General features: G+C 64.3%; 30 protein-coding genes. 12 read left to right on the top strand and 18 right to left on the bottom strand.

What is annotated here, in order from left to right; genetic code table 11:
- Positions 1-351: 351 nt before the first annotated feature.
- Positions 352-2,049 (bottom strand): diguanylate cyclase domain-containing protein, encoded by a 1,698-nt coding sequence (locus CIT40_RS01070; RefSeq protein WP_094894055.1) that lies wholly within the window; start codon positions 2,047-2,049, stop codon positions 352-354.
- A gap of 108 nt (positions 2,050-2,157) precedes the next feature.
- Here CIT40_RS01070 and CIT40_RS01075 point away from each other — a divergent pair, with 108 nt between their 5' ends.
- The gene (locus CIT40_RS01075) at positions 2,158-2,847 is read left to right on the top strand and encodes a YggS family pyridoxal phosphate-dependent enzyme (protein WP_094894054.1); all 690 of its coding nucleotides are present in this window, start codon (positions 2,158-2,160) and stop codon (positions 2,845-2,847) included.
- 132 nt (positions 2,848-2,979) lie between these two features.
- Here CIT40_RS01075 and CIT40_RS01080 read toward each other — a convergent pair whose 3' ends face one another.
- Positions 2,980-3,765, bottom strand: coding sequence for a 2-keto-4-pentenoate hydratase (locus CIT40_RS01080; RefSeq protein ID WP_094894053.1), 786 nt, complete (start codon positions 3,763-3,765; stop codon positions 2,980-2,982).
- 6 nt (positions 3,766-3,771) lie between these two features.
- Positions 3,772-4,365: a L,D-transpeptidase family protein gene (locus tag CIT40_RS01085; RefSeq protein WP_094894052.1), complete on the bottom strand. Its 594-nt coding sequence runs from the start codon at positions 4,363-4,365 to the stop codon at positions 3,772-3,774.
- Between the two features lie 179 nt (positions 4,366-4,544).
- On the opposite strand from CIT40_RS01085, the gene CIT40_RS01090 reads away from it, so the two are divergent.
- Both CIT40_RS01090 and CIT40_RS01095 read left to right on the top strand, forming a co-directional pair.
- On the top strand, positions 4,545-5,231 hold the full coding sequence (locus CIT40_RS01090; RefSeq protein ID WP_007598630.1) for a response regulator transcription factor: 687 nt from the start codon (positions 4,545-4,547) through the stop codon (positions 5,229-5,231).
- Positions 5,232-5,289: 58 nt separating this feature from the next.
- Positions 5,290-5,733 carry a cyclic nucleotide-binding domain-containing protein gene (locus CIT40_RS01095; RefSeq protein WP_094894051.1) on the top strand — a complete coding sequence of 148 codons (444 nt, stop codon included), beginning with the start codon at positions 5,290-5,292 and terminating at the stop codon, positions 5,731-5,733.
- A 113-nt stretch (positions 5,734-5,846) separates the two neighbouring features.
- Here the strand turns inward: CIT40_RS01095 and xth are convergent, their stop codons facing one another.
- From xth to CIT40_RS01155, 12 genes are all read right to left on the bottom strand, one after another.
- The gene (xth, locus tag CIT40_RS01100; RefSeq protein WP_094894050.1) at positions 5,847-6,662 is read right to left on the bottom strand and encodes an exodeoxyribonuclease III; all 816 of its coding nucleotides are present in this window, start codon (positions 6,660-6,662) and stop codon (positions 5,847-5,849) included.
- 152 nt (positions 6,663-6,814) lie between these two features.
- Positions 6,815-7,570 (bottom strand): outer membrane lipoprotein carrier protein LolA, encoded by a 756-nt coding sequence (locus CIT40_RS01105; protein ID WP_094894641.1) that lies wholly within the window; start codon positions 7,568-7,570, stop codon positions 6,815-6,817.
- A 151-nt stretch (positions 7,571-7,721) separates the two neighbouring features.
- Positions 7,722-10,196, bottom strand: coding sequence for a DNA translocase FtsK (locus CIT40_RS01110; protein WP_094894049.1), 2,475 nt, complete (start codon positions 10,194-10,196; stop codon positions 7,722-7,724).
- 9 nt (positions 10,197-10,205) lie between these two features.
- Positions 10,206-11,420 (bottom strand): aminotransferase class I/II-fold pyridoxal phosphate-dependent enzyme, encoded by a 1,215-nt coding sequence (locus CIT40_RS01115; RefSeq protein ID WP_094894048.1) that lies wholly within the window; start codon positions 11,418-11,420, stop codon positions 10,206-10,208.
- 226 nt (positions 11,421-11,646) lie between these two features.
- Complete coding sequence (locus CIT40_RS01120) at positions 11,647-12,051, bottom strand: GFA family protein (protein WP_094894047.1); 405 nt, start codon at positions 12,049-12,051, stop codon at positions 11,647-11,649.
- 218 nt (positions 12,052-12,269) lie between these two features.
- On the bottom strand, positions 12,270-13,718 hold the full coding sequence (locus tag CIT40_RS01125) for an ammonium transporter (RefSeq protein WP_094894046.1): 1,449 nt from the start codon (positions 13,716-13,718) through the stop codon (positions 12,270-12,272).
- A 38-nt stretch (positions 13,719-13,756) separates the two neighbouring features.
- A complete protein-coding gene (locus tag CIT40_RS01130; protein WP_008142813.1) occupies positions 13,757-14,095 on the bottom strand; it encodes a P-II family nitrogen regulator in 339 nt (112 codons plus the stop codon).
- A gap of 403 nt (positions 14,096-14,498) precedes the next feature.
- Complete coding sequence (locus CIT40_RS01135) at positions 14,499-15,101, bottom strand: ATP-dependent Clp protease proteolytic subunit (protein WP_094894045.1); 603 nt, start codon at positions 15,099-15,101, stop codon at positions 14,499-14,501.
- A 39-nt stretch (positions 15,102-15,140) separates the two neighbouring features.
- On the bottom strand, positions 15,141-15,497 hold the full coding sequence (locus tag CIT40_RS01140; RefSeq protein ID WP_094894044.1) for an SRPBCC family protein: 357 nt from the start codon (positions 15,495-15,497) through the stop codon (positions 15,141-15,143).
- Positions 15,494-15,808, bottom strand: a complete 315-nt coding sequence (locus tag CIT40_RS01145) for an ArsR/SmtB family transcription factor (protein ID WP_094894043.1) — start codon at positions 15,806-15,808, stop codon at positions 15,494-15,496. Before CIT40_RS01145 ends, CIT40_RS01140 begins: the two co-directional genes overlap by 4 nt.
- A gap of 53 nt (positions 15,809-15,861) precedes the next feature.
- Positions 15,862-17,163, bottom strand: coding sequence for an ammonium transporter (locus tag CIT40_RS01150; RefSeq protein ID WP_094894042.1), 1,302 nt, complete (start codon positions 17,161-17,163; stop codon positions 15,862-15,864).
- Positions 17,164-17,240: 77 nt separating this feature from the next.
- Positions 17,241-17,579 carry a P-II family nitrogen regulator gene (locus CIT40_RS01155; protein ID WP_094894041.1) on the bottom strand — a complete coding sequence of 113 codons (339 nt, stop codon included), beginning with the start codon at positions 17,577-17,579 and terminating at the stop codon, positions 17,241-17,243.
- A 248-nt stretch (positions 17,580-17,827) separates the two neighbouring features.
- Here CIT40_RS01155 and CIT40_RS01160 point away from each other — a divergent pair, with 248 nt between their 5' ends.
- Complete coding sequence (locus tag CIT40_RS01160; RefSeq protein ID WP_094894040.1) at positions 17,828-18,724, top strand: DUF4339 domain-containing protein; 897 nt, start codon at positions 17,828-17,830, stop codon at positions 18,722-18,724.
- Between the two features lie 40 nt (positions 18,725-18,764).
- Here CIT40_RS01160 and tesB read toward each other — a convergent pair whose 3' ends face one another.
- The gene (tesB, locus tag CIT40_RS01165; protein WP_094894039.1) at positions 18,765-19,628 is read right to left on the bottom strand and encodes an acyl-CoA thioesterase II; all 864 of its coding nucleotides are present in this window, start codon (positions 19,626-19,628) and stop codon (positions 18,765-18,767) included.
- Between the two features lie 138 nt (positions 19,629-19,766).
- Here tesB and CIT40_RS01170 point away from each other — a divergent pair, with 138 nt between their 5' ends.
- Entirely contained in the window at positions 19,767-20,987 is a 1,221-nt protein-coding gene (locus tag CIT40_RS01170) for a ubiquinone biosynthesis hydroxylase (protein ID WP_094894038.1), read from the top strand.
- Positions 20,988-21,012: 25 nt separating this feature from the next.
- Here the strand turns inward: CIT40_RS01170 and CIT40_RS01175 are convergent, their stop codons facing one another.
- Together CIT40_RS01175 and CIT40_RS01180 are read right to left on the bottom strand one after the other, a co-directional pair.
- Entirely contained in the window at positions 21,013-21,210 is a 198-nt protein-coding gene (locus CIT40_RS01175) for a Trm112 family protein (RefSeq protein ID WP_094894037.1), read from the bottom strand.
- Positions 21,211-21,311: 101 nt separating this feature from the next.
- Positions 21,312-21,842, bottom strand: coding sequence for a TetR/AcrR family transcriptional regulator (locus CIT40_RS01180; protein ID WP_162307806.1), 531 nt, complete (start codon positions 21,840-21,842; stop codon positions 21,312-21,314).
- Positions 21,843-21,945: 103 nt separating this feature from the next.
- On the opposite strand from CIT40_RS01180, the gene CIT40_RS01185 reads away from it, so the two are divergent.
- The 7 genes from CIT40_RS01185 (at position 21,946) to CIT40_RS01215 (ending at position 26,689) form a co-directional block, all read left to right on the top strand.
- Positions 21,946-22,296, top strand: coding sequence for a hypothetical protein (locus CIT40_RS01185; RefSeq protein WP_094894035.1), 351 nt, complete (start codon positions 21,946-21,948; stop codon positions 22,294-22,296).
- Positions 22,297-22,329: 33 nt separating this feature from the next.
- Positions 22,330-23,133 (top strand): crotonase/enoyl-CoA hydratase family protein, encoded by an 804-nt coding sequence (locus CIT40_RS01190; protein WP_094894639.1) that lies wholly within the window; start codon positions 22,330-22,332, stop codon positions 23,131-23,133.
- The gene (locus CIT40_RS01195; RefSeq protein WP_094894034.1) at positions 23,130-23,588 is read left to right on the top strand and encodes a PaaI family thioesterase; all 459 of its coding nucleotides are present in this window, start codon (positions 23,130-23,132) and stop codon (positions 23,586-23,588) included. The genes CIT40_RS01190 and CIT40_RS01195 overlap by 4 nt, the downstream gene beginning before the upstream one ends.
- The gene (locus CIT40_RS01200; RefSeq protein WP_094894033.1) at positions 23,579-24,391 is read left to right on the top strand and encodes an SDR family oxidoreductase; all 813 of its coding nucleotides are present in this window, start codon (positions 23,579-23,581) and stop codon (positions 24,389-24,391) included. The genes CIT40_RS01195 and CIT40_RS01200 overlap by 10 nt, the downstream gene beginning before the upstream one ends.
- Before the next feature lie 220 nt (positions 24,392-24,611).
- Entirely contained in the window at positions 24,612-24,890 is a 279-nt protein-coding gene (locus CIT40_RS01205) for a PepSY domain-containing protein (RefSeq protein ID WP_094894032.1), read from the top strand.
- Between the two features lie 100 nt (positions 24,891-24,990).
- Positions 24,991-25,569, top strand: a complete 579-nt coding sequence (locus CIT40_RS01210) for a cytochrome b/b6 domain-containing protein (protein WP_094894636.1) — start codon at positions 24,991-24,993, stop codon at positions 25,567-25,569.
- A 160-nt stretch (positions 25,570-25,729) separates the two neighbouring features.
- Positions 25,730-26,689, top strand: coding sequence for an IS5 family transposase (locus tag CIT40_RS01215; protein WP_094894031.1), 960 nt, complete (start codon positions 25,730-25,732; stop codon positions 26,687-26,689).
- The last annotated feature ends 61 nt before the right edge of the window (positions 26,690-26,750 follow it).

Below are 26,750 nucleotides of genomic sequence, written 5' to 3' on the forward strand. Positions count from 1 at the left end.
GTCTGCATCGTCGTAGCCGAATCGGAACAACTAACCAGCTTTTCTGGCCCAATAACGAATGTAGTGAGGCCCAATGAAATTGCAAAAATAGCTACGTGATAGGCGCATACTAGAACGGCGATTCTTGGGACATGTCCGCTGCTGTCAGATGGAGTGTTCGCCGGTGCGAGCCCGGAGGGGGCGCCCTCTTCTGGTTCATTGGTGAGTGGCTGTAATTCCGACATCTCAAAAGCTCTCTTCGCCGGTGCATATTACAGATTGAACCGCCCGCTGTCAGGCTCTTGAACCCCTGAATTTACGTTAGTTTACCTTAGAGACGGGCCGCAGAGGGCCGTTCCCCGGGAATAACCGTCAGCCCGCCATCATCATTTCCGTCGCGCCGGTCTCGATCGCGTGCACGCCGTGCTCGACGACATTGTTGCGGCCGCCGTGTTTTGCGGCGTAGAGCGCGGCGTCGGCGGCTTCGATCAGGTCGCCGGGACGCAAGGCCTCGTTGGGCTTCGCTGCGGCAACGCCGATCGAGACGGTGACGATCATGTGGGCTGAGGTGATGTGCGGCAGGCACAGCCTCTGCACCGCCGCGCGCACCTGCTCGCCGATCTCGACGGCGCGGTTCACGTCGGTGTTCGGCAGCAGCAGGCAGAACTCCTCGCCGCCATAGCGCGCCGCGAAGCCCATCGTGTCGGCGGCGATGCCGGACAGGGATTCGCCGAGCCGGGTCAGGCAGGAATCGCCTTCGAGATGGCCGTAGGTGTCGTTGAACAGCTTGAAGTGATCGACGTCGATCATCAGCAGCGCGAGGTCGCTGCCATATTGCTGCGCGCGCATCCATTCGAAGTCGAGCCGGCTCTGGAAGCCGCGGCGATTGTTGAGCCCCGACAGCATGTCGATCGAGGCCATCACCGTCAGCCGGTCGTTGCTCGCGATCAGCTCGCGTTCGCGCTGACTCAGCTGCGCCGCCATTGCGTTGAACGCGCGGGCCAGCGGCACGAACTCGGCCGGCAGGCGGTTGCGCGCCGCGCGGGCCGACAGATCGCCCTCGCCGAGACGCTTGGCCATGTCGGCGAGCATCTCGATCGGCTTGATGACGACCTTTTCGGCGGCGATCAGCGCGCCGAGCAGGACGAACACGACGACGAAACCGAGCTGGAGATAGGCGGTACGGATGTCGCGATTGACCGCCGCGGACACCTTGTCTTCGTCGATGCTGGTGATCAGGCGGGCATTGGTGCCGGAGATGCGGATGTAGCTGACCGCGCGACGCGAGCCGTCGGCGGCGAGGAAGGACAATGAGCCTTCATCCTGGTCGGAACGCAGCGCCCTGTCGGCGATCGCCGACATCAGCGGCAGATTGTCGAGCGGACGGCCGACCGCACTGTGCTGATCGGCCGGCGCGGCCAGCACGGTGCCGGCGCTGTCGACCAGCACGGCGGTGATGCCGGCGCGGCCGCCGAGATTGTTCATGACCTTCGACATCCAGTCGAGGTTGACCGTGGCGAGCACGACGGCGTCGGATGTGCCGCTGAAGGCGGATACCGGATAGACCGCCATCACGGTCGGCGTCTGCACCGGCCGCGACAGGATGAAATCGCTCAGCACGAAGCGGCCGCTCGTTTGGGCCTGCTGAAAATAGGGCCGGTCGCTCAGGTCGAGGCCGACATACATGTTGTTGGTCGCGCACTGGATGCGCCCGTCTGCGCCCGCGATCAGAAGCGTGCGGATCCAGGGCAGGTTCGACGGCAGGCTCGCGCGCAGCACGTCGCAGCTCTTGCTGACGCCGCCGGCGGAGGCGCGAATGAAGGCCTCCGATTTCAGGATGGTCTCGACCGACGAGATCACCTCGCGCTGCGCGTCGGCGCTGTGTCTGGCGACGGTGGTGAATTCGGCCGTCGCCTGCGCGATCTGCCGCGTACGGGTGTCTTCGAGCGAACGGATGCGCTCCAGCATCAAGGGCGCCACCAGAATCACCGCGAGCAACGCAAGGCGCGCCCGGATTCCGAGAACCTGCTTGAGTTTCGCTCGTTTGCGGTTGAAACTGACGCTTGCCATCTTCGCTGCCCACCCCGTCGACCAAGGTAAAGCGAAGGGTTCAAAAACTCTTTCTTGAACTCGGTAAAATTGGACTTACCCAGGTTACGACCTTAATCAATCGACCTCATGACAGATGAAAATGATGGGCCGGTCACCGGCCATTCACCAAACGCGCTCGCCGCGGTCGAAGCCGAAATCGCCCGCGCCTGCAAGGATGCGCGACGCGATCGCGCCTCCGTGACGCTGATCGCGGTGTCCAAGACTTTCGACGCGGATGCCATTATCCCGGTTATCGACGCCGGACAGCGCGTATTCGGCGAGAATCGGGTGCAGGAGGCCAAAGGCAAGTGGCCTGCGTTAACGTCCGTTTACCCTGATATCGTGCTGCATCTGATCGGACCGCTGCAGTCCAACAAGGCGAAAGAGGCGGTCGCGCTGTTCGACGCTATCCATTCGGTCGACCGCCCGAGCATTTGCCAGGCGTTAGCCAAGGAAATCGAATCCCAGAACAAGCACCCGGAACTTTTCGTTCAGATCAATACCGGCGAGGAGCCGCAGAAGGCCGGCATCGCTCCCGGCGAGGCCGACGCCTTCATCGCCAGCTGCCGCGACACCTACGGGCTGACCATCTCCGGATTGATGTGCATCCCGCCGGTCGACGAGCCACCCGCGGCGCATTTCGCGCTGACCGCCAAGATCGCCGCGCGCAACGGATTGACCAAACTCTCGATGGGCATGAGCGCGGATTTCGCCAACGCCATCATGCTTGGCGCGACCCACGTGCGCGTGGGAAGCGCGATCTTCGGGCACAGGTGATTGCCGTTAGCGAGGGCGGCGCCTCATACTCTCGAGTTCGTCATTGCGAGGAGCTCTTGCGACGAAGCAATCCAGACTGTCTCAACTGAGGGAGACTGGATTGCTTCGCTGCGCTCGCAATGACGGCGGTGGTTAAACAAACCCCACCGACACCTTCCCGAGCACGCCAAAATCCACTGCAAAATGATCACCGGCTGCAATCGGCAGCGGCGGATGACACGTGCCTGTGGTCACCACCTGCCCTGCCCGCAGAGTGAGCCCGAGGCCGCGCAACTCGTTGGCGAGCCAGGCGAGCGCGGCGCGGGGGTCGCCGAGCACGTTCTTGCCGTGGCCGACATAGCGCTCGCCGCGCAGCGTGATCTGTGGCCGTTCCTCGACGAGATCCATCGCACGCCAGGGCGCCGTCGTCGCCGCGCCCAGCACGAACAGATGCGCGCAGGCGTTGTCGGCGATCAGCTGCGCCTCGCCCGCTCCGGCGAAATCGGTAAAGCGCGAATCGGGAATCTCGATCGCGGGATGGAAGGTCTCGACCGCGGCGAGCACCTCGTCGACAGTGTAAGGCGTTGCGCGCGGCGGCAGATCATGTCCCATGCGGAAGGCGAACTCCGGTTCGCCGACGCGCATCTCATTGCCCTTCATCGACGCGGTGCCGCCATCGGCGATCACTGTGTCGCTCATGATGCGACCGGCCAGCGGCCCCGTGACGTTGATGTGGCTCTGTCCCGAGACGCTCGTGGCCGCGATCTTCCAGCCGAACAATGTCCCGCGCGACGATGTTTCGAGCGCCGCCTGAACGGCGTAACCCTCGGTGCGGCTCTGCGGCCGCAGTCGCGGCTCCAGCGCATCAAGCTTGGTGCCGTCGCGCCAATGTTGAACGAGCACGCGCGAGGCGGCCGCGATCTGATCCCTGTCGAGCATGTGCCCTCACCCGATGATGATTTTCGTTCTTGGTCCCAGTCGCCGCAGCAATTGCAGCATCGCAGATTTCGTCATTGAGACGCAGCCCGCGGTCGGACCGAAATTGTCGCGGGCCAGGTGCAAAAATACCGCGCTGCCACGGCCGGCGATGCGCGGCCTGGTATTGTGGTCGATTTCGACAATGAAGTCATAGAGATGGTCGGTCCGCTTGAGCCGGTCGCCGCCCTGCCCCGCGCCGAGCCGGATTTCCCGGTTGTAATGGCGGTCGTTGGGGTCCTCGCACCAGGCGTCCTCGCCGGTGATGATCCGGGCCGGCAGGAAGGTCTGCGGCCGGCCGTGCCGGTCGCCCCGCCACCACAGGCGCCTGGGACGGAAGCTGCCCCTCGGAGTGCCGCCGTCACCCTCGCGCTTGTTGGCGAGAATGCCGCCCCGGCCCAGCGCCACCGGAATGGTCAGCGTCCCGGCCAACAGCCAGCCCCGGCGCGGATTCCCGGCCGCAGGCTTAACGCGGATCGCGGACAGCGGTCCGGCACTTCGATTTGTGGTGTAACTAGCTGAAGCCGCTTTATTTTTCATGTGAACGTGCAATGTCGAATTCATTACAGGACATTCATCGAACCGGGCTGCTATTCTGAGTTAGAGTGCTTCCGGCTTGTGAATCGGTAACAGCCCACTACTTCAACACGAACAACAATAATAACGGCGACCCCTAAACTTCCCCTCCCGATTGGGTGCAGCATGCATGCGCGCCGAGTCGGACCCCAAAAGGATGACCCCCTATGGCCAATGCCCGCAAGATCCTGATCGTGGATGACGATACCGATCTGCGCGATACGTTGGTGGAGCAATTATCGCTGCACGAAGAATTCGAAGCCTCCGCCGTCGATACCGGCGCCAAGGGCGCGAGCGCCGCCAAGGCCAATGCCCCCGATCTCGTCCTGATGGATGTCGGCCTGCCCGACACCGACGGCCGCGAGGTGGTCCGCTCCCTTCGCAAGGGCGGGTTCAAGGCCCCGATCATCATGCTGACCGGGCACGACACCGATTCCGACACGATTTTGGGGCTCGAATCCGGCGCCAACGACTATGTGGCAAAGCCCTTCCGTTTCGCCGTCCTGCTGGCCCGCATCCGCGCCCAGCTGCGCCAGCACGAGGCCAGCGAGGACGCGGTGTTCTCGGTCGGCCCCTACTCCTTCCGGCCCGGCTCCAAGATGCTCACCGCCGCCAATGCGCGTAAGGTGCGGCTGACGGAGAAGGAAACCGCCATCCTCCGCTTCCTCTATCGCGCCGGCCAGATGCCGGTTTCACGCGAGACCCTGCTCCAGGAGGTCTGGGGCTATAATTCCGGCGTCACCACCCACACGCTGGAAACCCACATCTACCGCCTCCGCCAGAAGATCGAGAAGGACGCCGCCAACCCGGAAATCCTTGTCACGGAAGCCGGTGGCTACAAGCTGGTGCCGTGATACGCTCGAAGGGCGTGCGAATCGTTTTAGATTGCATGCCTTTGAGCCTCGGATCTGAATGTCAATCGACGACGACGTAGCGCTTCTCGAGCGAGTCCCGACACTGCGCCTGTTGGGAGAGGCCTCGTTGCGCATGCTGGCGATCGGCTCCGAGCAACGCAACTTCGTCCGCGGCGACACCCTGTTCAATCTCGGCGATGACGCCGATGCCGGCTTCGTGGTCCAGCGCGGCGCCTTCCGGGTCGATGACGGCGCCGGCGCCGAGATGATCGCAGGTCCCGGCGCGTTGATCGGCGAGCTCGCGCTGGTGGTGCCGATGAAGCGGCCGTCGAGCGCGATCGCGCTGGAGCATTCCTCCGTCATCCGCGTCGCCCGCAGCCTGTTCCAGCGCGTGCTCGAAAGCGATCCGGCCGCCGCGGTTCGGCTGCGCGATGAATTCGCGGTGCGCTCCAGCCAGATTGCGAGCGATATATTGATGGCGGGTGCGAAGCTGACGAGCTGAGATCGTGACGCTTCGCAGCCCGGATGGAGCGAAAGCGCAATCCGAGGTTCGTGCCTCAGGAAAGACCGTCCCGGATTGCGCTGCGCTTCATCCGGGCTACCGACCGCTCGAGATCACACCTCCAGCGTCACCGTGACAGGGACATGGTCCGACGGACGCTCCCAGCTCCGCGCGTCGCGCAGGATCCTGAAATCGCTGACCGCATCCTTCAACGCACGCGAGACCCAGATGTGGTCGAGCCTGCGACCGCGGTCGCCGACGGTCCAGTCGGCGGAGCGGTAGCTCCACCACGTGTAGACCTTCTCCGACATTGGAATCCGGTCGCGCGCGACGTCGACCCATTCGCCTGCGGCCAGCGCGGCCTGCAGCTTTTCGGTTTCGACCGGCGTGTGCGAGACCACTTTCAGAAGCTGCTTGTGCGACCACACGTCGTTCTCGTGCGGGGCGACGTTGAGATCGCCGACCAGGATGTGGCGGTCCTCGCCGCGCGGATGCAGCGGCTCGCACGCCTTCATCTCGTCGAGGAAACGGAGCTTGTGATCGAACTTCTCGTTCAGCGCGGGATCGGGAATGTCGCCGCCTGCGGGGACATAGAAATTATGCACCACCAGCGGCTTGGCGATACTGGCCTTCTCGCCGAACGACACCGAGATGTGACGCGAATCCACCTTGTCGCAGAAGGTGCGGATGTCGGTCGATTCGAATGGAATCCTCGAGACGATGGCGACGCCGTGATAGCCCTTCTGCCCGTTCAGCGCGACGTGCTCATAGCCGAGCCGCTTGAAGCGCTTCAGCGGAAACGCATCGTCGATGCACTTGGTCTCCTGCAGGCACAGCACGTCCGGCCGCGCGCTCTTGAGAAACTTCGCGACCAGATCGATGCGCAGCCGCACCGAATTGATGTTCCAGGTTGTCAGGGAAAAACGCATGAGGGATGCGTCTTAGCATGGATCGACGAGGGGAAAATGCTTGTCCACAACGAGCTGTCTTAGGGTGAGTTAGCCGTAGGCGTAACCCACCACGGTCCATCAACGCAGCAGCAGAAGCGGTGGGTTACGCTGCGCTAACCCACCCTACGCACCTATCCCGGCGCCGGGCCGTAATTGGTGAAATCGATCTTGAACATGCCGGGATCGAGCTTCTTGCTCGAATCCAGATTGTAGACCGCAATCGTGGTGTCGTAGCCCTGCGGATCGGTGACGGTCCATTGCTTCAACTGGCCGTCCTTGGCGCCGAACATCAGCAGCAGCCGGCTGGTGCCGACCAGTGCCTGCTTCTCCTCGATGGTGACGCTGACGAAAACGTCGTCGGCCGATACGCCGACGACATTGGTGTCCTTCATCAGGTCGATGCGATCCGACAGCAGGAAACGCAGCGGCGTCTGCGACAGGGGATAGACGTCCTGGGTCGCGAGCTTGCGGTCGCGCACCACCAGTGAGGATCCGTCGGCCACGATGTCGATCGGGCTCGGCGCATCATATTCGAAGCGAACTTTGCCCGGCTTCTGGATGTAGAAATCGCCTTGCGTCTTGCTGCCGTCGGGACCGACCTGGACGAAATTCCCGACCAGCGTCGACAGCGACGACAGATAGGCGCTGACCTTGGCGGCCTGCGCCTTCTGGTTGGCATCGAAGGTCTGGAAGATGCTGCTCGGCACGTTGCGGCGCGGATCCGGGATCACCGGATTCGGCGGTGTCTGGGTGGCGCCGGTGACTGCGGGGCCGCCAGCTGACGCTCCGCCGTCGCGGCCCTTCGGCGCCGGTTTCGGCACCGGCACGGTCTGCGCGAATGAGGATGCCGTCACCATCGCGGCGGTAACGAGAAGTACGCCGGCCACGCGCGCGCTTCGCGCAGCGATGGTGGCGGCGAATCGAATGTCCGGATGTCTGATCAACGCGTCGTCCTGATGTGGCTGGGCGTCTTTTAGCGTGATTTCGGGCAAAAGCAGATAACGATTTCGCGTGAAATGATGTTGCGAGGTCCCCGCCTCACATATGGCTGTCTTCTTCCTCGACCAGAATCTCCCGCTTGCCGGCATGATTGGCGGGTCCGACGATGCCTTCGAGTTCCATGCGCTCCATCAAGGATGCGGCGCGGTTATAGCCGATCTGCAGGCGGCGCTGAATGTAGCTCGTCGAGGCCTTGCGATCGCGTTTGACGATCGCAACCGCCTGCTGGAACAAATCGCCGCCGCCATCCCCGCCCATGCCGGTGGCGTCGAACACCGCGCCATCCTCGTCCTCGCTGGGCTCTTCGGCCGTGACGGCCTCGAGATATTCCGGCTGGCCCTGCGTCTTGAGGTGACGCACCACCTTCTCGACTTCATCGTCCGACGCAAAGGGTCCGTGCACACGGCTGATGCGGCCGCCGCCGGCCATGTAGAGCATGTCGCCTTGGCCGAGCAGCTGCTCGGCGCCCATCTCGCCCAAGATGGTGCGGCTGTCGATCTTGGACGTCACCTGGAAGGCGATGCGGGTCGGGAAGTTCGCCTTGATGGTGCCGGTGATGACGTCGACCGACGGACGCTGCGTCGCGAGGATCACGTGCAGGCCGGCCGCGCGCGCCATCTGCGCCAGGCGCTGCACCGCGCCTTCGATGTCCTTGCCGGCGACCATCATCAGGTCGGCCATTTCGTCGACGATGATGACGATATAGGGCAGCGGATCGAGCGAGAGCTTCTCTTCCTCGTAGATCGCCTTGCCGGTCTCCTTGTCGAAGCCGGTGTGCACCGTGCGCGTCGGCTCTTCGCCCTTGGCCTTCAATTCGAGCAGGCGCGTATTGTAGCCGTCGATGTTGCGCACACCGAGCTTGGCCATGTTCTTGTAGCGCTCTTCCATCTCGCGCACGGCCCATTTCAGCGCGACCACCGCCTTCTTCGGGTCAGTCACGACGGGCGTGAGCAAATGGGGGATGCCGTCATAGACGGAGAGTTCGAGCATCTTCGGATCGACCATGATCAGGCGACACTGGTCCGGCCGCAGCCGGTACACCAGGCTGAGGATCATGGTGTTGATGGCGACCGACTTGCCGGAGCCGGTGGTGCCGGCGATCAGCATGTGCGGCGTGCGCGCGAGGTCGATGATCACGGGGTCGCCGCCGATGGTCTTGCCGAGGCAGAGTGGCAGCTTGGCAACCGAATCGACCGTTTCCTTGGCGACCAGCAGCTCGCGCAGATAGACCTTTTCGCGATGCGCGTTCGGCAGCTCGATGCCGATGGCGTTGCGGCCGGGCACGACGGCGACGCGCGCCGACAGCGCGCTCATCGAGCGGGCGATGTCGTCGGCAAGTCCGATCACGCGCGACGATTTGATCCCTGGCGCCGGCTCGAGCTCGTACAGCGTGACCACCGGGCCCGGATTGGCCTTCACGATCTCGCCGCGAACGCCGAAATCCTGCAGCACGCCTTCGAGCGAACGCGAATTGGCTTCCAGCTCGGCCTTGCTGAGCGGCTGGCGATCGCCGGCCTTGGGCGCAGCCAGCACGGAGACGGATGGAAGCTCGAACTTGTCGGAGGATTTCTTGGCGGCAGCTTTCGGGGCGGCTTTCTTGCGCGGGGCGCGCGCGGCGGGCTGCTCCTCTTCCTCCTCCTCGTCGTCTTCCTCTTCCTCGTGATGGTCCTCGTCATCCGCGGCCTGCGGCGAGATCGAGGGCGCGGCGCGGCCGCCGCCGAGATTCGGCTCCTGGCGGCTGAACGCCACGGCCTTGGTCTTCGGGCCGCTGGAGACCAGTGAGCGGTAGGCGGCACCACACAGCCAGATCAGCCGCGCCTTGGTGCTCATCAGTGCGTGGAACAGCCAGCCCAGCGACACCGAACCGCGATCGCTGTCCTCGTCCTCGTCGAGCGGCTTGTCGTCGTCCTCGATTTCCGAGAGCTCGTCGTCATGCGCGCGGGCGCCGAGACCGCACGCGATCAGGAAGGTCGCGGCCATCGCAGCGAACAGGATCGTGCCCAGCACGATGCGATAGATCGTGCCGGCCGGCCCAAAAATCACTGCGGGCGCGCGGACGAGCGCATCGCCGACCACGCCGCCGAGGCCGGTCGGGAGCGGCCAGGCACCGCCATGCTGAAAGCAGCTGACGAACCCCGCGGCAATCACCGTGCAGAGAACCCAGGAGCCGATCCGCAGTGCCTCGCGGTCGAACGGGCGGTGGGTCATCATGCGCCAGCCCCAGACCGCGACGGTCAGGACCAGCATGATGGCGCCGAGCCCGAGGATCTGCATCGCAAGGTCGGCGCCGATCGCGCCGGCATAGCCGAGAATGTTGCGGATCGGCCTCGAGGTCGCATGGCTCAGGCTGGGGTCCTGCACCGACCAGGTCATCAGCGCTGCCGAGGCGACGCCCGACAACGCGATCAGGCCGAAGCCGGTGAGCTCGCGCACGCGCCGCGCCAGTCCCTCGCGGATCGAGGGCGGCAGATGGCCGACCAGTGGAATGACACGTTCGATTGCCGACATGCTCATGGGCCCCGCCTAACCCAGAGTTTCGACCAGCCGGTGCAGCGCCTGCGCCGTGGTCTCGCCATCCTGCACCAGCGCCAGGCGAATGTAGCCCGCGCCGGGATTGAAGCCGTCGGGCTGTTGCCGCGCCAGAAAGCTGCCGGGCACCACGCGCACGCCTGCTTCCTTGAACAATTTCAGACACACCGACACGTCGTCGCCGATCCCGGACGTGTTGAGCCAGACGCAGAAGCCAGCATCGGGCCGGCGATAGCCGTAGCGGTTGCCGATGATCTGGTCGGCGAGATCGAACTTGATCCGGTAGAGCCTGCGGTTCTCCTCGACATGCGCTTCGTCGCCGTAGGCATAGGTCGCGACGTGCTGCAGCGGCACCGGCACCTGGGGCGCTGCGATGTTGCGCAGCTCCAGGAACATGCCGATGAACTTCCTGTCGCCGGCGGCGAAGCCGACGCGCAGGCCCGGAAGGTTGGAGCGCTTCGACAGTGACTGGAACGCGGCCACGCGGGTGAAATCGGGGCCGGCGCATTCGAGCGCGCTGCCGGGTGCTTCGCGGGTATAGATCTCCGAATAGCACTCGTCGCTGAGGATCACGAAGCCGTAGCGATCGGCGAGGCTCTTCAGCCGCGTGAAGTAATCGCGCGAGGCGACCGAGCCCTGCGGGTTGGCGGGCGAGGCCAGATAGAACGCCACGGTGCGCGCCAGCGTCGCTTCGTCGATGGCATCGAGATCGGGCAGGAAACCGTTCTCGACGGTGGTCGGCAGATAGACCGGCTCGCAGGCAGCTGCACCGGCGCCCGCGCCATAGACCGGATAGAACGGATTCGGCATCAGGATCGCGGGCTTGCCGGGACGCTGGCCGACATAGCGTTTTGCCGCGATCGCGGCGAGAAACAGCCCCTCGCGGCTGCCATTGAGGACGAGCATCTCGCTCTTGGGGTCGAGGGGCCGGGGCAGCTTGAAGCGAGACGACAGCCAGGCGCTCGCGGCCTGACGGAACGGCTCGGTGCCCTGGTTCATCGGGTAACGGCCGAAATCGGCGATGTGCTTGGCCAGCACCGGGCCGACGAAATCAGGCACGGGATGCTGGGGCTCGCCGACTGCGAGCGAAATCAAGGGTTTGCCGGGCTGATGCGGCGCCAGCAGCTCGTTCAGCCGGACGAAGGGCGAGCGTTCGGTATCGGAGCTTCCACTGGCCTGTGGCGCACGGGATGAAGCGGTCATGACCATTCTGGGCGCCAGCACTCTTGGAACAGCCGGTCGCGCGAAGGCCCCGGCGGGAAGCGGTTCAGCTCACCATAGATAGGGCGAGGTTAAGACGCGATTAACCATCGGTCGGCCGGCCCGTCCAGCGCAGGAATAATGGGGCCGGATACAACGGGATGCATAGGTGTTTTCACCTTCCCGCTGGCCTTGCGGGAGAGGCGCGCGTCGTTCTCCCGGCTCGATTCGACCCTCAACGCCCGGGCAGCTTCTCGAATGTCTTCATGCCCGCCGGGATCGCATGAAACTCCTGCAGGTCGCAGGTGTAGATCGCCATCTGCGGCTTGAACTGTTCCGGTTCGTCCAGCGTGCCGACCTTCAAGACCGCTGCGGGCAGTCCCGGAACCCTGGTCACCAGATGCGTGCCGCATTCGGCGCAGAATTCGCGCGTGACGGCGCGTTCGAGATCCTTGCGCGTGAACTGCCTGGGTTGCCCGATGATGTAGCTGAAGCCGCCCGCCGGCATCGCGATGAAGGTGTTGGGCGCGCCGCCCGAGATGTACTGGCACTCGCGGCAATGACACTGCGCCTGCATCATCGGGTCACCCTCGGCCACGTAGCGCACTTCGCCGCAATAGCATCCGCCTTCCAAACGCATGACGACCTCCCGATTGTTGTTTCTTGTGGTCGATATTTCTGCGCCGCCGGGGCGGAATGGCAATCCCTTTCTTCGCTGCGAAATCAAAAACAACCCTGCCAAAAAGAAAGGGGCTCCAACTTGCGCTGGAGCCCCTCAACGGTCAGGGCATTGCCGGGTATGTGCCCGAACCGTAGTTGTGGACGTGGTCTCCGGGAAGACCACGCCCGGGAGGAGACTTACATGTTGTAGGCGCGCTCGGTGTGCTCGGTGATGTCGAGGCCTTCACGCTCGCTTTCGACATTGGTGCGCAGACCGACGATCACGTCGACGACCTTGTAGAGGATCGCCGAACCGATGCCCGACCACACCAGCGTGGTGCCGACGCCCCAGATCTGGGACATCATCTGCGCCGCGAAGTCGTAATCGGCGACCTTCGGCGGGATCGCGGTGTAGTCGATGATGCCGGCGCCGCCGAGGGCGGGGTTGACGAGAATGCCGGTGCCGAGGGCGCCGACGATGCCGCCGACGCAGTGCACGCCGAACACGTCGAGACTGTCATCGTAGCCGAGCGCGTTCTTCACGACGGTGCAGAAGAACAGGCAGACCACGCCGACGATCAGGCCGAGGACGATCGCGCCCATGACGCCGGAGAAGCCGGCGGCAGGAGTGACGGCCACGAGGCCCGCGACGGCGCCGGAGATGACGCCGAGCACCGAGGGATGACCCTTGATGATCCACTCCGCGAACATCCACGACAGCGCGGCGGCTGCGGTGGCGACGAAGGAGTTGGTCATGGCCAGCGCAGCGCCGCCGTTGGCTTCCAGGTTGGAGCCGGCGTTGAAGCCGAACCAGCCGACCCAGAGCAGCGAGGCGCCGATCATCGACATGGTCAGAGAGTGCGGAGCCATCAGCTCCTTGCCGTAACCGACGCGCTTGCCGATCAGGAGAGCGCCGATGAGGCCTGCGATGCCGGCGTTGATATGCACCACGGTGCCGCCAGCGAAGTCGATCGCACCCTTCTTGAAGATCCAGCCGGCGTCGGCGTTGAGCTCGTCGAGCTTGGCCTGAGCCGCGGTCTTCGCCGCCGCATCAGTGGCAGCAGCGAGCGCCTTGGCCGCATCCTGGATCAGGTCCGGACCCTGCCAGTACCAGACCATGTGCGCGATCGGGAAGTAGATCAGCGTGACCCAGAGCGGGATGAACAGGGCGATCGCCGCGAACTTCATGCGCTCGGCGAAGGCGCCGACGATGAGGGCGGGCGTGATCGCCGCGAAGGTCATCTGGAAGCACATGTAGATGAGCTCCGAGATGTTGGCGTCGACCGAGAAGGTCGCGGCCTTCGAGTCGGTGGTGACGCCCATCATGAAGGCCTTGGAGAAGCCGCCGATGAAGTCGGAACCGCCGGTGAAGGTGAGGCTGTAGCCGTACACGGCCCAGATCACGGTGACGACGCAGACGGTGTAGAACACCTGCATCAGGACGGAGAGCATGTTCTTGGAACGGACGAGACCGCCGTAGAACAGTGCGAGGCCGGGGATCGTCATCAACAGCACCAGCACTGTCGATGTCAGCATCCAGGCGTTGTCTCCCTTGTTGACCGTTGGCTCGGCGTAGGCTGCGGTCGCAGCGAACAGGCCGACTGCGAGAGCCGCCAATCCCGCGCCATAGGGACGCTTGAACGTCATATTATTCACTCCTGATTGGATAAAGGTTGAGCGCGAAATCAAAGGGCCGCGGCATCGGCCTCGCCGGTGCGGATACGCACCGCGTGGTCGAGGTTGATGACGAAGATCTTGCCGTCGCCGATCTGTCCGGTTTTTGCGGCGGACGTGATGGCGTCGATGGTCTTGTCGACCTGGTCGGAGGCGACAGCGACCTCGATCTTGATCTTGGGCAGGAAGCTCACGGCATATTCGGCGCCGCGATAGATTTCCGTATGGCCCTTCTGGCGGCCATATCCCTTGACTTCCGTCACCGTAAGACCGTGAACGCCGATGGCGGTCAGGGCGTCACGGACTTCTTCCAGCTTGAATGGCTTGATAATCGCCATAACAATTTTCATGGGTCCTATCCCCGCTTGGGCCCGGTCCGGACGTGGCCGGGCGTTTCTCGACTGGTTCGCCACGAGGGAGAAAGTTCACTACGCGGGCACAGCCAGAACCCTTAGAATCAAATGCCGTGCCAGATCGGGCCTGTTGCCTAACGGACTATGAAAACGGGTGTTTTCGGGGTGGACGCGCATTGCGGTGCAGTGCGCCATTCCGTCGCGCTTAAAACGTGATCATGCCTGCTCAAAATGAGGGCATGACAGGCTGCCGACACAATATTGCTCACGCGCCGGGCACTCAAGCGGTATTCTGTTACAGGCAAGTGAGCCACGGCGCGGGCTCTGCTCATGCGATACGCGCGGCCACCGAAAAAACATTCGAAGCACATCTGCCCGGAAGGGGTGGCCCTCGGCGCGCTCAGGCGGCGTCCCGCTCCGCAAAAACCCGATCGATCAAGCCCCACTCCACGCCCTGCTGCGCAGTCATGAAATGGTCGCGGTCCAGGGTTCGCTCGACCTCCTGTTCCGACCGGCCGCAATGCTGGGCGTAGAGCCGGATGATGCGCCGCTTGGTTTCCTGCATCTCGTTGGCATGGATCAGGATGTCGGAGGCCTGGCCCTGGAAGCCACCGAGCGGTTGATGCACGTGAAGGCTGGCATTGGGCAGCGCGGCGCGGTGACCGGGCTCGCCGGCCATCAGCAGGAAGGAGCCCATCGAGCGCGCCGTGCCCATGCACAGCGTGTGAACCGGTGCCTTGATGAATTGCATGGTGTCGTACATCGCAAGGCCGGAGGTGACCACGCCGCCATAGGAATTGATGTAGAGATTGATCGGCCTGTTGGGATTCTCCGCCTCGAGAAACAGGAGTTGTGCGCAGACCAGGCCCGACATCGCGTCATTGACCTCGCCGTTGAGGAAGATGATGCGCTCGCGCAGGAGCCGCGAGTAGATGTCGAAGGATCGCTCGCCACGCGCCGATTGTTCGACGACCATCGGGACGAGCTGAAGCATGTCGCGCATCGGCGACCTCCATGTCTTTGGGTGATGAGATTCTTTGTGCTAGGCCGCCGCGCGCATCAGGCGGCAATTGGTGTTGGCCGGCCGCGGCAGCTTCGTTGCGACGTCGCAGGCGTGCTGGATGATGCGGAGGCGGGTGCCGCCGTCCTCATGCGGTTCGATCCGGAAGACGACATGGCTCTCGCGAAACGGCGGGTCGGGGTCGCGAAGCCGGTAGCGGACCTCCTCGCCGGGGATCGATGATTCCGGCTCGGCCTTCGCAAGATCGCAATCGGGCAGCCAGCGTTCGCGTAAGGCCGGAATGGTGACGGCGCGCCAGACCTTTGCCGGCGGCGCGGCGAAATCAAACTCGAGCACCAGGCTTGCATCGTGGTGATCGGGCTTCACGAACTCGCTCATTGATCCATGTCCTTGAGTAGATCGGCAAGTGCTTCCATGCGCTTCGGCCAATAGGCGCGATAGCGCGCAAGCCATGCTCCGATGGCGACGATTCCGTTCGGGTCGACTTCGTAATTCACAAAGCGGCCTTGCCGCTGCTCCCGCACAAGGCCTGCCGAGCGCAGCACGGCGAGATGCTGCGATATCGCCGGTTGGCTGATCTCCAGGCCATCGCGCAGAGCGCTTGCGTTCAGGCTTCCGCCAGCGAGCTTCTCAAAGACCGCGCGGCGCGTCGGGTCGGCCAGTGCCTTGAAGATGTCGGCTTCGATCATGGCAACACATAAGCATACGCTTATGTGTTGCGCAAGCCTTACTGCCAAGCCCTTTACTGTAACGCTTCGCCGTGCTGCGAAATATCCAGCCCTTCGAGCTCGTGCTCACGGGATACGCGCAGGGGCACGAACAGGCCGACCAGCTTGAGCAGGATGAAGCTCACGCCAGCCGACCAGACGAAGGTGACGGCGACGCCGTAGAACTGGATCAGGAACTGCTGCGGGTGGCCCTCCAGCAGGCCGGCGGTGCCGCCGATGGCGCTGGTTGCGAACACGCCGGCGAGCAGGGTGCCGGTCAGGCCGCCGATGCCGTGGACGCCGAACACGTCGAGCGAATCGTCATAGTCGAAGCGGTGCTTCAGCCAGGTACAGGCCCAATAGCAAACCGAACCGGCGACGATACCGATGACGATGCCGTGCCAGGGCGCCACGAATCCGGAGGCCGGCGTAATGGTGCCGAGGCCGGCCACCGCGCCGGAGATCATGCCGAGCACGGAGGGCTTGCGCCGCGTCGACCATTCGATGGCGCCCCAGGTCAATGCGCCGGAGCAGGCCGCCAGATGCGTCGCGATGATCGCCATCACCGCGCGCGAATTGGCCGCGCCCGCGGAGCCGCCGTTGAAGCCGAACCAGCCGACCCACAACAGGCCGGTGCCCATCACCGCGAGCGACAGATCGAACGGCGACAGATTTTCGGTGCCGTAGCCGTGACGTCGCCCCATCACCTTTGCCGCAACGAGGCCGCCGGTGCCGGCCGACAAATGCACTACCAGGCCGCCGGCGAAATCGAGCACGCCCATGCTGTTGAGGAAGCCGCCGCCCCACACCCAATGCGCCAACGGAATGTAGACGAATATGAACCAGGCGACCGAAAACAGGAGATAAGCCGAGAACCGCATCCGGTCGGCGACCGAGCCCGCGACCAGCGCCACCGTGATGATGGCAAACGTCATCTGGTACAGCATGAACAGCGCTTCCGGGATGGTTTTCGCGGCCGGGTTGACGCTGTCCATGGTCATGCCGGCGAGAAACCAGCGGTCGAGCGTACCGATCCACGGGCCATCGCCGACGAAGCACAGCGAATAGCCGAACGCGACCCAGAGAATGGAGATGATCGTCACCGCGGCCAGGCTCTGCGCCATGGTGGCGAGCACGTTCTTCTTGCGCACCATGCCGGAATAGAACAGCGCCAGGCCCGGGATCGTCATCATCAGCACCAGTGCGGTGGCGACGATCATCCAGGCGGTGTCGGCGGTGTTGATCTCGGACGTCGCGGCGCGCGCCGGCGCAGCCATGATCGACACAAGTCCGATCGGCGCAGCAAAAGCAGCTGCGCGGCGCAAATATCCCGCCATGTCGTTCCCCCCGGCATCAATTGGCGTCGCACACTCGGCGTCGCTGCCCGGTGCGATCGTTAGATAGTCGAACTAGATCAGAGCGCGTCGCTGTCGGTTTCGCCGGTGCGGATGCGGACCGCGTTGTCGATCGGCGTGACGAAGATCTTGCCGTCGCCGATCTGCCCGGTGCGCGCGGTCGCAGTGATCACGCTGACCGCCTTGTCGGCGACGTCGGAGGCGACCGCGATCTCGATGCGCAGCTTCGGCAGGAAGTTCACGACATATTCGGCGCCGCGATAGATCTCGGTGTGGCCCTTCTGCCGGCCATAACCTTTCACCTCGGTCACGGTCATGCCGTGGACGCCGATCGCCGTCAGGGCCTGGCGGACCTCATCGAGCTTGAAGGGTTTGATGATCGCGACGACGAGTTTCATGGTCAGGCCTATTCCCCGGGATGCGCCGCGCCGTATGTCCCCGGCGCCGCGTCAATCTGGCATCTTTCCGGGCAAATGGCATAAAAAAGTTGCAGACTGAAGCGGAAAAACGTTTGGCCAAGGGCGGTCATGTGAATGGCCGCCTCTGTACAGGGCAAGTGTTCATCCTTCACAATGCATTTTTGGCATGGATGCGGTGAACCCGCGCCTGCCAGGCGGTACATAAGTATTTTGAGGGGGCGCTTCATATGGCGAGTTGGTTCTACGCATCCGAGGGCAAGCAACAGGGGCCCTTCCCGGAAGGGCAATTCCGCGATCTCGTCGCCCAGGGCGTCGTGCGCCCGGATACGCTGGTCTGGTCCGAGGGCATGGCCGGCTGGCAGAAGGCCGCCGAAATCCCCGGCCTGGTCGGGGGCGGCGGCGCGCCGCCGATGATCCCGGCGGGCGGCCCGCCGATGATGGGCTCCGGTGGCTACGCCGGCGGCGGAGGCGGAGTCGCCGGATCGCTGGCGGTCGATTTCGGCATCCTCGAGTTCACCTGGCGCACGCTCGTGCTGCTGATCGGTTCGTGCTTCGTGATCCCGGTGCCGTGGCTGTTCGTCTGGTACACGAAATGGATCGTGTCCTGCGTGAAGGTCCCTGGCCGGCCGAATCTCAGCTTCACCGGCAACGCGATGACGATGGTGCCCTGGTTTTTCGGCTTCATCGTTCTGGCGATCGCCATCGGCTTCATCGGCAGCACGCTCCTGAGCAATCTGCTGTTCATCGTCCAGCTCGTGCTCTATTGGCTTCTGGTCAAATGGATGGTCGCAAACCTCGCGTCCAACGGGCAGCCGTTGGGCCTGAGCTTCACCGGCTCGATCTGGGCCTATGTCGGCTGGAATCTGCTGTTCGCGATTTCCATCATCACCATCGTCGGCTGGGCCTGGGTCGCTGCAGCCCAGATGCGCTGGTTCTGCCGCAGCATCGAGGGTACGCGGCGCGAGATCGTCTTCAAGGGCAGTGGTCTCGGCATCCTCTGGCGCGGCATCGTCGCAGCGATCCTGTGCAGCCTCATCATCCCGATTCCGTGGGCGTATCGCTGGATCATGAACTGGTTCGCATCGGAGACCGTTCTCGCGCCGCGGGGGTCTCTCGGCGCCTGATTCGAAAAGCCTCGAACGCGAGACCTCGCGTTCGAGGCTTTTATCCCTTCCGCTCGCGCACGGAGCCTTCCTGCGCAACGGAAGCCACCAGCGTCCCGTCCGGCTTGAAGATCGAGCCGCGGGTCAGGCCGCGACCACCGCGCGCGCTCGGCGAATCCTGGGCGTAGAGCAGCCATTCGTCGGCGCGGAACGGGCGGTGAAACCACATCGCGTGGTCGAGGCTGGCCGGCATCATGCGCTTGTCGAACAGCGTGCGGCCGTAGCGCGCCATGATCGCGTCCAGGAGCGAAAAGTCCGACGCGTAGGCGAGCGCACACATGTGCAGCGCCGGATCGTCGGGCAGTTTCGCGGCGGTCTTGATCCAGACATGGATGCGGCCGTCGTCGATCCTCTCGCCGAAATAGCGGCCGAGCTCGACCGGACGCAGTTCGATCGGGCGATCGGATTCATAATAGCGTCGGATGAACTCCGGCATCTCGCGGAACATCGGCTGCTTCGCCACCTCCTCCGCCGTGAGCTTCTCCGGCGGCGGGACGTCAGGCATCTTGTCCTGATGGTCGAACGCGCTTTCTTCCTCGGCGTGGAACGAGACCATGATCGAGAAGATCGCGTTGCCGTGCTGGATCGCGGTGACGCGGCGGGTCGAATAGCTCTTGCCGTCGCGCAGGCGTTCGACCTGGTAGATGATCGGGATCTGCGGATCGCCCGGCAGGATGAAATAGCAGTGCAGCGAATGCGGCAGCCGCCCCTCGACGGTGCGGCAGGCCGCGACCATCGCTTGTCCGATCACCTGGCCGCCGAACACGCGCTGCCAGCTTGTCTTCGGGCTGTTGCCGCGGAACAGGTTCACCTCGAGCTGTTCGAGGTCGAGGATCGAGATCAGGTCGATCAGGCTCTTGGACATGGAGTGAACTTTCTCGCCGTCATTCCCGGGTGGATGCTCCGGAATGACACAATGGGGCCGTTCCGCCCTTGTTTCACCGCACTGTTTCGCCCACCTCAAGTCTGCTAGCAAGACCAGGATTTGACCGGGAATTTGGGTATGTCGGTACAAGGTAGCATAATCATTGGTGGCGGGGCGTTTGCGGGGCTTGCGCTGGCCTTGGCGCTGCGCCAGGGGCTAGGCCCCGAGATTCCCGTCATCGTCGCCGATCCCGCGCTCGCCACCCGGCCGAGCCGCGACCCCCGCGCCACCGCGATCGTGGCCGCCTGCCGCCGCCTGTTCGAGGCGATCGGCGCCTGGGACGACGTCAAGGGCGAGGCGCAGCCGATCCTCGACATGGTCGTCACCGATTCCAAGCTGGAGGACGCCACCCGTCCCGTCTTCCTCAACTTCGCCGGCGATGTCGCGCCGGGCGAGTCCTTTGCACACATGGTCGAGAATCGCCGGCTGATCGACGCGCTGGTGGCGCGTGCGGAAGCCGAGGGTATCGATCTCCGTGCCACCACGGTCGCATCCTACGATGCGCGCGCCGAAGGCATCGACGTGACGCTGGGGGACGGCAGCGTGTTAGCAGCCAGCCTGCTGGTTGCCGCCGATGGGGCGAAGTCAAAGCTGCGCGAGCGCGCCGGCATCGCCACCCATGGCTGGGAGTATGACCAATCCGGCATCGTCGTGACCGTCGGCCACGAGCGCGATCACGAGGGCCGCGCCGAAGAACATTTTCTGCCGGCGGGCCCGTTCGCGATCCTGCCGCTCTCGGGAAAACGCTCGTCGCTGGTGTGGACCGAGCGCCGGGCCGAGGCCGCGCGCATCATTGCGCTCAGCGATGAAGAATTTCACGCCGAGCTCGAGCAGCGTTTCGGCCTGCATCTCGGCGAGGTGAAGGCGCTCGACAAGCCGCGCGCGTTTCCGCTGTCCTATTTCGTGGCGCGCTCCTTCATCGCCCCCCGCCTCGCGCTGGTCGGCGATGCCGCCCATGTCATCCACCCCATCGCGGGCCAGGGCCTCAACATGGGGCTGAAGGATGTCGCCGCGCTGGCCGAGGTCGTGGTCGATGCCGCGCGGCTCGGCATGGATCTCGGCGGCGCCGACGTGCTCGAGCGCTACCAGCGCTGGCGCCGTTTCGACACCATGGCGATGGGCGTTGCCACCAACTCGCTGAACTTCCTGTTCTCCAACCAGTCGACGCTGCTGCGCACCGTCCGCGACATCGGCCTCGGCCTCGTCGACCGCGCGCCGCCGCTGAAGAACCTCTTCATCCGCCAGGCCGCCGGCCTCACGGGCGAGGTGCCAAGGTTGTTGAAGGGCGAGGCGTTGTAGGAGCCAACTCCCCATTCGCGCCCACTCAATCGATCTTGCGCGCTTCTTCCGGCAGCATGATCGGGATGCCGTCGCGGATCGGATAAGCCAGCTTCGCGCTTCGCGAGACCAGCTCCTGCTTCGCGGAATCGAACTCCAGCGGGCCCTTGGTCAGCGGGCAGACGAGAATCTCCAGCAATTTGGGATCGACGCTGGCTTCGGAACGTTCGGTGGGGGCGTTCATGGGAGTCTCCGGCAATCGGTTGCCTCTAGCACAGAAATCCGCGCCCGCCCATCGCGGCGGCCACAGCGTTTTCGCGTCAGGAAGGCGTCAAAGCGAAACATCTACGCGGAGACCATCGTCAAGATCTCGTCGAGCAGGGCCTGCAGCCGTGCAGCCGGGACCGGCGCGCCCGACAGGGCGAAGCCGAGAAATGTCCAATACAGGATCTGCGCCCGCGCCTGCGCGGTTGCCGGGGTGAGCCCGCGCTTTTCCAGCAGCCCTTCGATATAGTCGAGCCGGCGGCGGTCGATCGCGCGCACGGCGCCTTGCGCGGCCGCATCGAAGGCCGCCCAATTGCGCACCGCGCGCTCGAGCTCGAGCCGCGCGCCGAACGACCTCCGCAGCAGCGCCTTCAAGGGCTCGTCGCTGGCGGCCTCGACGTCGGCGATGATCTGCTCGGCCGCGATCTCGCGCCAACGCTTCAGCACGGCGGCCTGGAACGCGCCGAGATCGGCGAAATGCCAATAGAAGCTGCCGCGCGACACCCCCATGGACTTTGCCAGCGGCTCGGCCTTGAGCGCGGTGAAGCCGCTCTTGGCGAGCGCCTTGAGACCTTGCCTGATCCAGTCGTCGGCGGAGAGCTGTTCGGTCATGTCGGGTTCCCGGAAGCGAGCCATACACTAGTGTATTGACAGGCCGCGGACTAGCGCCTATTTGACCATACAGTTGTGTATGGCTATCAGGCGAGGTCTACCGATGCGTGATCTGTTGCTGCAATGTGCCGGCGCCGCGGGAATTGTGGTCGCTCTGATCCATGGGGTGTTGGGTGAGACCAAGGTGTTCGCCAAAGCGACGATCACCCCGGAAAGTCTGCGCACGTTGATCCGGCTGGTCTGGCAGGCCGGTACGGTCGCCTGGATCGGCGGCGGCGTCCTGTTGCTTTCCGCACCTATGTTCGGGTCGGACAGCGCGCGGCACGGGATCGTGGCGACGATCGTCGCCGTCTATGGCTTTGCGGCGGTCGCCAACGCCTGGTGGTCGCGCGGGCGCGGCTTTGGCTGGAAAGCTCTCGCCGCCGTGGTCGCGCTGGCAGTCGCCGGCTACTGAGCCCGCCGATCCGAGCCGCAAAGGATGAGCAAGATGACCGATCGCGTGCGTGTGAGTGTCGAGCATGACGTGGCCCACGTTCGCTTGAATCGACCGGACAAGATGAACGCGCTGGATCCGGCGATGTTCGAGGCCCTCGCCGAAGCCGGAGCGGACCTTCGCGACAGCCCGGACATTCGGGCCGTCGTGCTGTCCGGCGAAGGCGGTGCGTTCTGCGCAGGCCTCGATGTCGAACGCCTGCTCGCGGCCGCGAGTGGCGAGCCGCTGCTTCCGTCCGCCGATCTGACGCGCCGGACCCACGGCATCGCAAACTTCGCGCAGCACATTGTCTGGCTCTGGCGCGAGCTGGCGGTCCCCGTGATTGCAGCGGTGCATGGCGTCGCCTTCGGCGGCGGCTTCCAGCTCGCGCTTGGTGCGGACCTGCGCTATCTCGCGCCCGATACGAAGCTCGCGGTCATCGAGACGAAATGGGGCCTGGTGCCGGACATGTGCGGCACGCAGTTGATGCGCCATCTCGCGCGCGAGGATGTCGTGCGCGAGCTGACCTATACCGGGCGCGTTTTCTCCGCCGACGAAGCGCTGGCCTATGGCTTTGCGACGCGGCTCGTCGATGATCCCGTGGCCGCCGCTCTGGTGACGGCACGTGACATCGCGGGCCGCAGCCCTGATGCGATCCGCGCCGCCAAGCGTCTGCTCAACCTGTCCGCAACTTGCGAGGTGGCCTCCGGTCTCGCCGCGGAGACCTCCGAACAGGCGATGTTGCTCGGCACGCCAAATCACATTGAGGCAGTCAGGAGCAATCTGGAAAGCCGCACGCCGCAATGGAGTTACACATGAGCGAGACGCAGGGATTCGATCTCCAAATGCTCGCCGCGGCGAGCGCGTCTGCGGCCTTCAATCGCCTCGCCGGATTCGAAGTCGTCGCAGCCGGTAATGGCGAGGCGACGATACGCATGACCTGGCACGACAATTTCACTCAATATTCCGGACATCTCCACGCCGGTCTGATCGCGGCTCTGCTCGACACCGCCTGCGGCTTCGCCGCGGCGACGCGCGCGGGGGCTGTCACGGCGTCGCACTTTTCGATGAATTGCCTGAAGCCGGCGATCGGTTGCCATTTCGTCGCCAAGGGAGCGACGCTTCGCGCCGGGCGCAGGCAGGTATTCGCCCGCGCCGAGTTGTTCGCAGCTGATGAGCAAGATCGTCTGGCTCTCGTCGCGACCGGCGAGGCCGTGCTCGTCCCCACCGGGGAGCCGTCGCGCAAGATCGATGGAGTTGGGCCATGGCTCTGACACTCGTCACCGGCGGCTCAGGTCACCTGGGCCGGGACGTCGTCGATCGCCTGGTTCGCGACGGGCGCCGCGTCCGGGTATTCGCGCGATCGCCGCGCACGCGTTCGGACGTCGAATGGGCCGCAGGCGATCTCGCCACAGGCGCCGGCCTGCACGAGGCGCTGCGTGATGTCGATACGGTCATCAATGCGGCGACGGATTCGCCGATCGCGCGGCGGGGCGGCGTCCATCCGATCGATTTCTTCAGGTCGCCCTCCGCCGTGGACGTCGGTGGAACGCAGCGACTGCTGTCGCTCTGCGCGGAGAGCGGAGTGCAACATTTCCTGCACGTTTCCATTGTCGGGCTCGACCAGGCGACCCTGCCTTACGCGCGGGTCAAGCTCGCCGGCGAACGGCTGGTGCGTGCGTCAGCGCTTTCCTGGTCGGTCGTTCGCGCGATGCCGTTTTATTACCTGCTCGACAAATTGCTCTCGCGTCTCGCCTGGCTGCCGGTGTGGCCCGTGCCAACCGCGCTGTTCAATCCAGTCGATACGTCGGATGTCGCCGATCACGTTCTGACCTGCGCGTTCGACGGGCAGCGCGGCGTGCGTGCGGAGATCGGCGGCCCCGAAGCTCTCGATCTCGTTGCCTTCGCCCGCCAGTACCAGACGGCGAGGAAGCTGCATCGGAAAATCCTGGCGATCGGCCTGTCCGAGGCGAAGGCGCAAGGGATGGGCCTTGTCGTCAGCGAGGGGGCGCGCGGAGTTCTGCGCTGGGCGGACTGGCTGCAGCGCAACGATCCGGACATGCGAAATGCGGCCTAGCGCAATTGGCGAAGTCGGTCGTCCGTCCCTGACGTGAGGCCTAAGGCCGCAGCACCCCAGCGAATGCGGGCTGCCTGCGGGGCGCGCTGATCTTTTCGCCGTCGTTAGAAGAACTCTAAATCCGATTGGCCGCGTAACGGATTGACTTCACCATCACCTTTGCTTCCTTCAGTCCGGCTTCGCGGCTCGCGTAGCGCGCACGACAGAGGAGGAGAGTTTCGTGAAGGTCATTCGTTTTGTTGCCATTGCACTGACGGTTGGAATGGGCATGGGGTCGGCGGCCATGGCCGACGGGTTCAAGGATTGCACCAAGCTCGACAAGGCGTCGTGGAAGCCGGCCAGCGAGGCCGAAGCCAAGGCCAAGGCGCTCGGCTACGAGGTGCGGCGCTCCAAGATCGAAGGCTCCTGCTATGAGGTCTACGGCGTCAAGGAAGGCAAGCTTTACGAGCTGTTCTACAGCCCCGAAGATCTCAGCCTCAAGCACACGATCGCCAAGTAAGGCTTCAAGTAAGGCTTGAAGCAGGTCGCGGCCTGGACTGCGCAGACATTGATTGCGCAAGGCAGAGCTCGAGGATGGTCTTTGCTTGATTGAAGAAGCGATGCCACAAGCGCGCGGGGCGTCCGGCGGGACCCCTGCGGATCGAACCGTTCCGCGGACGGTCGCAGTCTGGGACCTCCCGCTGCGCCTCTGGCACTGGGCTCTCGCGGCCTGCGTTCTGGCCGCGTGGTTCACGCCCCCCGTCTACGACCGGCTTCACCGCGTCGTCGGCTATGCGGTGCTGGGGCTTCTCGCGTTCCGCCTCGTCTGGGGCTTCTGGGGAAGCCGCTATTCGCGCTTCCGCATGATCAGGGTCAGGCTTCGCGCGGCGCCAGGCTATCTCTGGAATCTGCGCCGCGGCATGACCGGCCGTTATATCGGGCTCAATCCCGCGGGCACGTTGATGCTGGTGGCCTTGATGCTGGCGCTCGCCGTCTCGGCGATCACGGGCGCGATGTCGGTCACCGTCACCTTCTTCGGCGTCTGGTGGGTGGAGGATATCCACCATTATTCATCCGACGCCGTCATCGTCCTGGTCGTGCTGCACGTCGCGGGCGTGCTGCTGATGGGGCTGCTCCAGCGCGAGAGTCTGGTCCGCGCGATGATCACCGGGCGAAAGCGCATCCGGCATCATCTGTGAAGTTGAGTTGGAATGAGCAAGCTACAGGCTCGGTCTAACCTCTCCCGCTTGCGGGGGAGGTCGACGCGCGAAGCGCGGCGGGTGGGGGCTCTCTCCTCTTGGGGACTGTTGCGTAATCCATCAATTGTGATTCTCTAGGGCGAAGCCTTGGAGATTGACGATGGCAGTGAAGCAGACGGGGCAGCCGAGCTTTATAGAGGCGTGGTTGCCGAAAGGGGCTGGCGCTAATGCGGCGCTGGATCGGCTGTCTGGCTTGGTCAAATGGTACCGGTTCGAGAAGCTGCTCGCCCATTTGCGTGATGAAGCGGGGCCCGGTCGTCCAGGCTATCCGGTGCTGGTGTTGTTTCGCGCTGTGCTGCTGCAGTCACTCTACGGTCTGTCGGAGCGCGAACTCGAGGAGGCGCTGGGCGACCGGTTGTCCTTCAAGCGCTTCGTCGGTTTGAGTCTTGAGGACGCGACGCCCGACCATACGGTTCTGAACCGCTTCCGGAACCAGCTCGTCGAACAAGGTCTGTTGGAGAAGTTGTTTGGTGAACTCGATCGTCAGCTTGAGAATGCCGGCGTCATCCTCAAGCGCGGCACGATGCTGGATGCGACCTTGATCCAGGCAGTCTCGGCTCCTCCGAAGGAGGATCGTCCCTCAAACGACCCTGACGCCCGGTTCACCAAGCGGCAAGGCAAGAGTGGCTCGACCTTCGGCTACAAGGCTCATGTCGGCGTCGACGAAGGATCAGGCCTGATCCGCTCGGTTCTGACCACGCCCGCCAATGTCAACGACACCACGCCGGCCGATGAGTTGATCCGCGGCGACGAAGCCGTGGTGTGGGCCGATGCGGCTTACGATACCCATGCCAGACGAGCCCGGCTGAAGGCGGAGGGCAAAAAGCCCCGCATCGCCCGACGTCCCAACCGCCACCATCCGGAGTTGCCGCCGAGGCTCAAACGCTACAATCTTCTCGTCTCTCGACGACGGGCGACAGTCGAGACCACCTTCGCTACCCTCAAACGCAGGATGCGGCTGACCTGCATCCGTTACGTCGGTCTCATGAAGGCAAGCGGACAAGTCCTGCTTGCCTCCATCGCATTTAACATGAGGCGATGGGCCACGATCGCCGCGTGAGCCGCCCCCCGAGCGCGACCACCACAGACCTTCGCCAGCAATCGCCCCCAACCAAGACCTT

This window comes from Bradyrhizobium amphicarpaeae (assembly GCF_002266435.3).
In the GTDB taxonomy this organism is placed as follows: domain Bacteria; phylum Pseudomonadota; class Alphaproteobacteria; order Rhizobiales; family Xanthobacteraceae; genus Bradyrhizobium; species Bradyrhizobium amphicarpaeae.

Bases quoted from the DNA above. Each gene is read 5' to 3' on its own strand.
- CIT40_RS01150 (WP_094894042.1), bottom strand. From the start codon at position 17,163: ATGGCGGGATATTTGCGCCGCGCAGCTGCTTTTGCTGCGCCGATCGGA.
- CIT40_RS01090 (WP_007598630.1), top strand. From the start codon at position 4,545: ATGGCCAATGCCCGCAAGATCCTGATCGTGGATGACGATACCGATCTG.
- CIT40_RS01080 (WP_094894053.1), bottom strand. From the start codon at position 3,765: ATGCTCGACAGGGATCAGATCGCGGCCGCCTCGCGCGTGCTCGTTCAA.
- CIT40_RS01155 (WP_094894041.1), bottom strand. From the start codon at position 17,579: ATGAAACTCGTCGTCGCGATCATCAAACCCTTCAAGCTCGATGAGGTC.
- CIT40_RS01175 (WP_094894037.1), bottom strand. From the start codon at position 21,210: ATGAACGCCCCCACCGAACGTTCCGAAGCCAGCGTCGATCCCAAATTG.
- CIT40_RS01170 (WP_094894038.1), top strand. From the start codon at position 19,767: ATGTCGGTACAAGGTAGCATAATCATTGGTGGCGGGGCGTTTGCGGGG.
- CIT40_RS01210 (WP_094894636.1), top strand. From the start codon at position 24,991: ATGCCACAAGCGCGCGGGGCGTCCGGCGGGACCCCTGCGGATCGAACC.
- CIT40_RS01185 (WP_094894035.1), top strand. From the start codon at position 21,946: ATGCGTGATCTGTTGCTGCAATGTGCCGGCGCCGCGGGAATTGTGGTC.
- CIT40_RS01195 (WP_094894034.1), top strand. From the start codon at position 23,130: ATGAGCGAGACGCAGGGATTCGATCTCCAAATGCTCGCCGCGGCGAGC.
- CIT40_RS01110 (WP_094894049.1), bottom strand. From the start codon at position 10,196: ATGAGCATGTCGGCAATCGAACGTGTCATTCCACTGGTCGGCCATCTG.
- CIT40_RS01140 (WP_094894044.1), bottom strand. From the start codon at position 15,497: ATGAGCGAGTTCGTGAAGCCCGATCACCACGATGCAAGCCTGGTGCTC.
- tesB (WP_094894039.1), bottom strand. From the start codon at position 19,628: ATGTCCAAGAGCCTGATCGACCTGATCTCGATCCTCGACCTCGAACAG.
- CIT40_RS01215 (WP_094894031.1), top strand. From the start codon at position 25,730: ATGGCAGTGAAGCAGACGGGGCAGCCGAGCTTTATAGAGGCGTGGTTG.
- CIT40_RS01115 (WP_094894048.1), bottom strand. From the start codon at position 11,420: ATGGTCATGACCGCTTCATCCCGTGCGCCACAGGCCAGTGGAAGCTCC.
- CIT40_RS01085 (WP_094894052.1), bottom strand. From the start codon at position 4,365: ATGAATTCGACATTGCACGTTCACATGAAAAATAAAGCGGCTTCAGCT.
- CIT40_RS01130 (WP_008142813.1), bottom strand. From the start codon at position 14,095: ATGAAAATTGTTATGGCGATTATCAAGCCATTCAAGCTGGAAGAAGTC.
- xth (WP_094894050.1), bottom strand. From the start codon at position 6,662: ATGCGTTTTTCCCTGACAACCTGGAACATCAATTCGGTGCGGCTGCGC.
- CIT40_RS01075 (WP_094894054.1), top strand. From the start codon at position 2,158: ATGACAGATGAAAATGATGGGCCGGTCACCGGCCATTCACCAAACGCG.
- CIT40_RS01160 (WP_094894040.1), top strand. From the start codon at position 17,828: ATGGCGAGTTGGTTCTACGCATCCGAGGGCAAGCAACAGGGGCCCTTC.
- CIT40_RS01125 (WP_094894046.1), bottom strand. From the start codon at position 13,718: ATGACGTTCAAGCGTCCCTATGGCGCGGGATTGGCGGCTCTCGCAGTC.
- CIT40_RS01190 (WP_094894639.1), top strand. From the start codon at position 22,330: ATGACCGATCGCGTGCGTGTGAGTGTCGAGCATGACGTGGCCCACGTT.
- CIT40_RS01070 (WP_094894055.1), bottom strand. From the start codon at position 2,049: ATGGCAAGCGTCAGTTTCAACCGCAAACGAGCGAAACTCAAGCAGGTT.
- CIT40_RS01200 (WP_094894033.1), top strand. From the start codon at position 23,579: ATGGCTCTGACACTCGTCACCGGCGGCTCAGGTCACCTGGGCCGGGAC.
- CIT40_RS01120 (WP_094894047.1), bottom strand. From the start codon at position 12,051: ATGCGTTTGGAAGGCGGATGCTATTGCGGCGAAGTGCGCTACGTGGCC.
- CIT40_RS01095 (WP_094894051.1), top strand. From the start codon at position 5,290: ATGTCAATCGACGACGACGTAGCGCTTCTCGAGCGAGTCCCGACACTG.
- CIT40_RS01180 (WP_162307806.1), bottom strand. From the start codon at position 21,842: ATGACCGAACAGCTCTCCGCCGACGACTGGATCAGGCAAGGTCTCAAG.
- CIT40_RS01145 (WP_094894043.1), bottom strand. From the start codon at position 15,808: ATGATCGAAGCCGACATCTTCAAGGCACTGGCCGACCCGACGCGCCGC.
- CIT40_RS01135 (WP_094894045.1), bottom strand. From the start codon at position 15,101: ATGCGCGACATGCTTCAGCTCGTCCCGATGGTCGTCGAACAATCGGCG.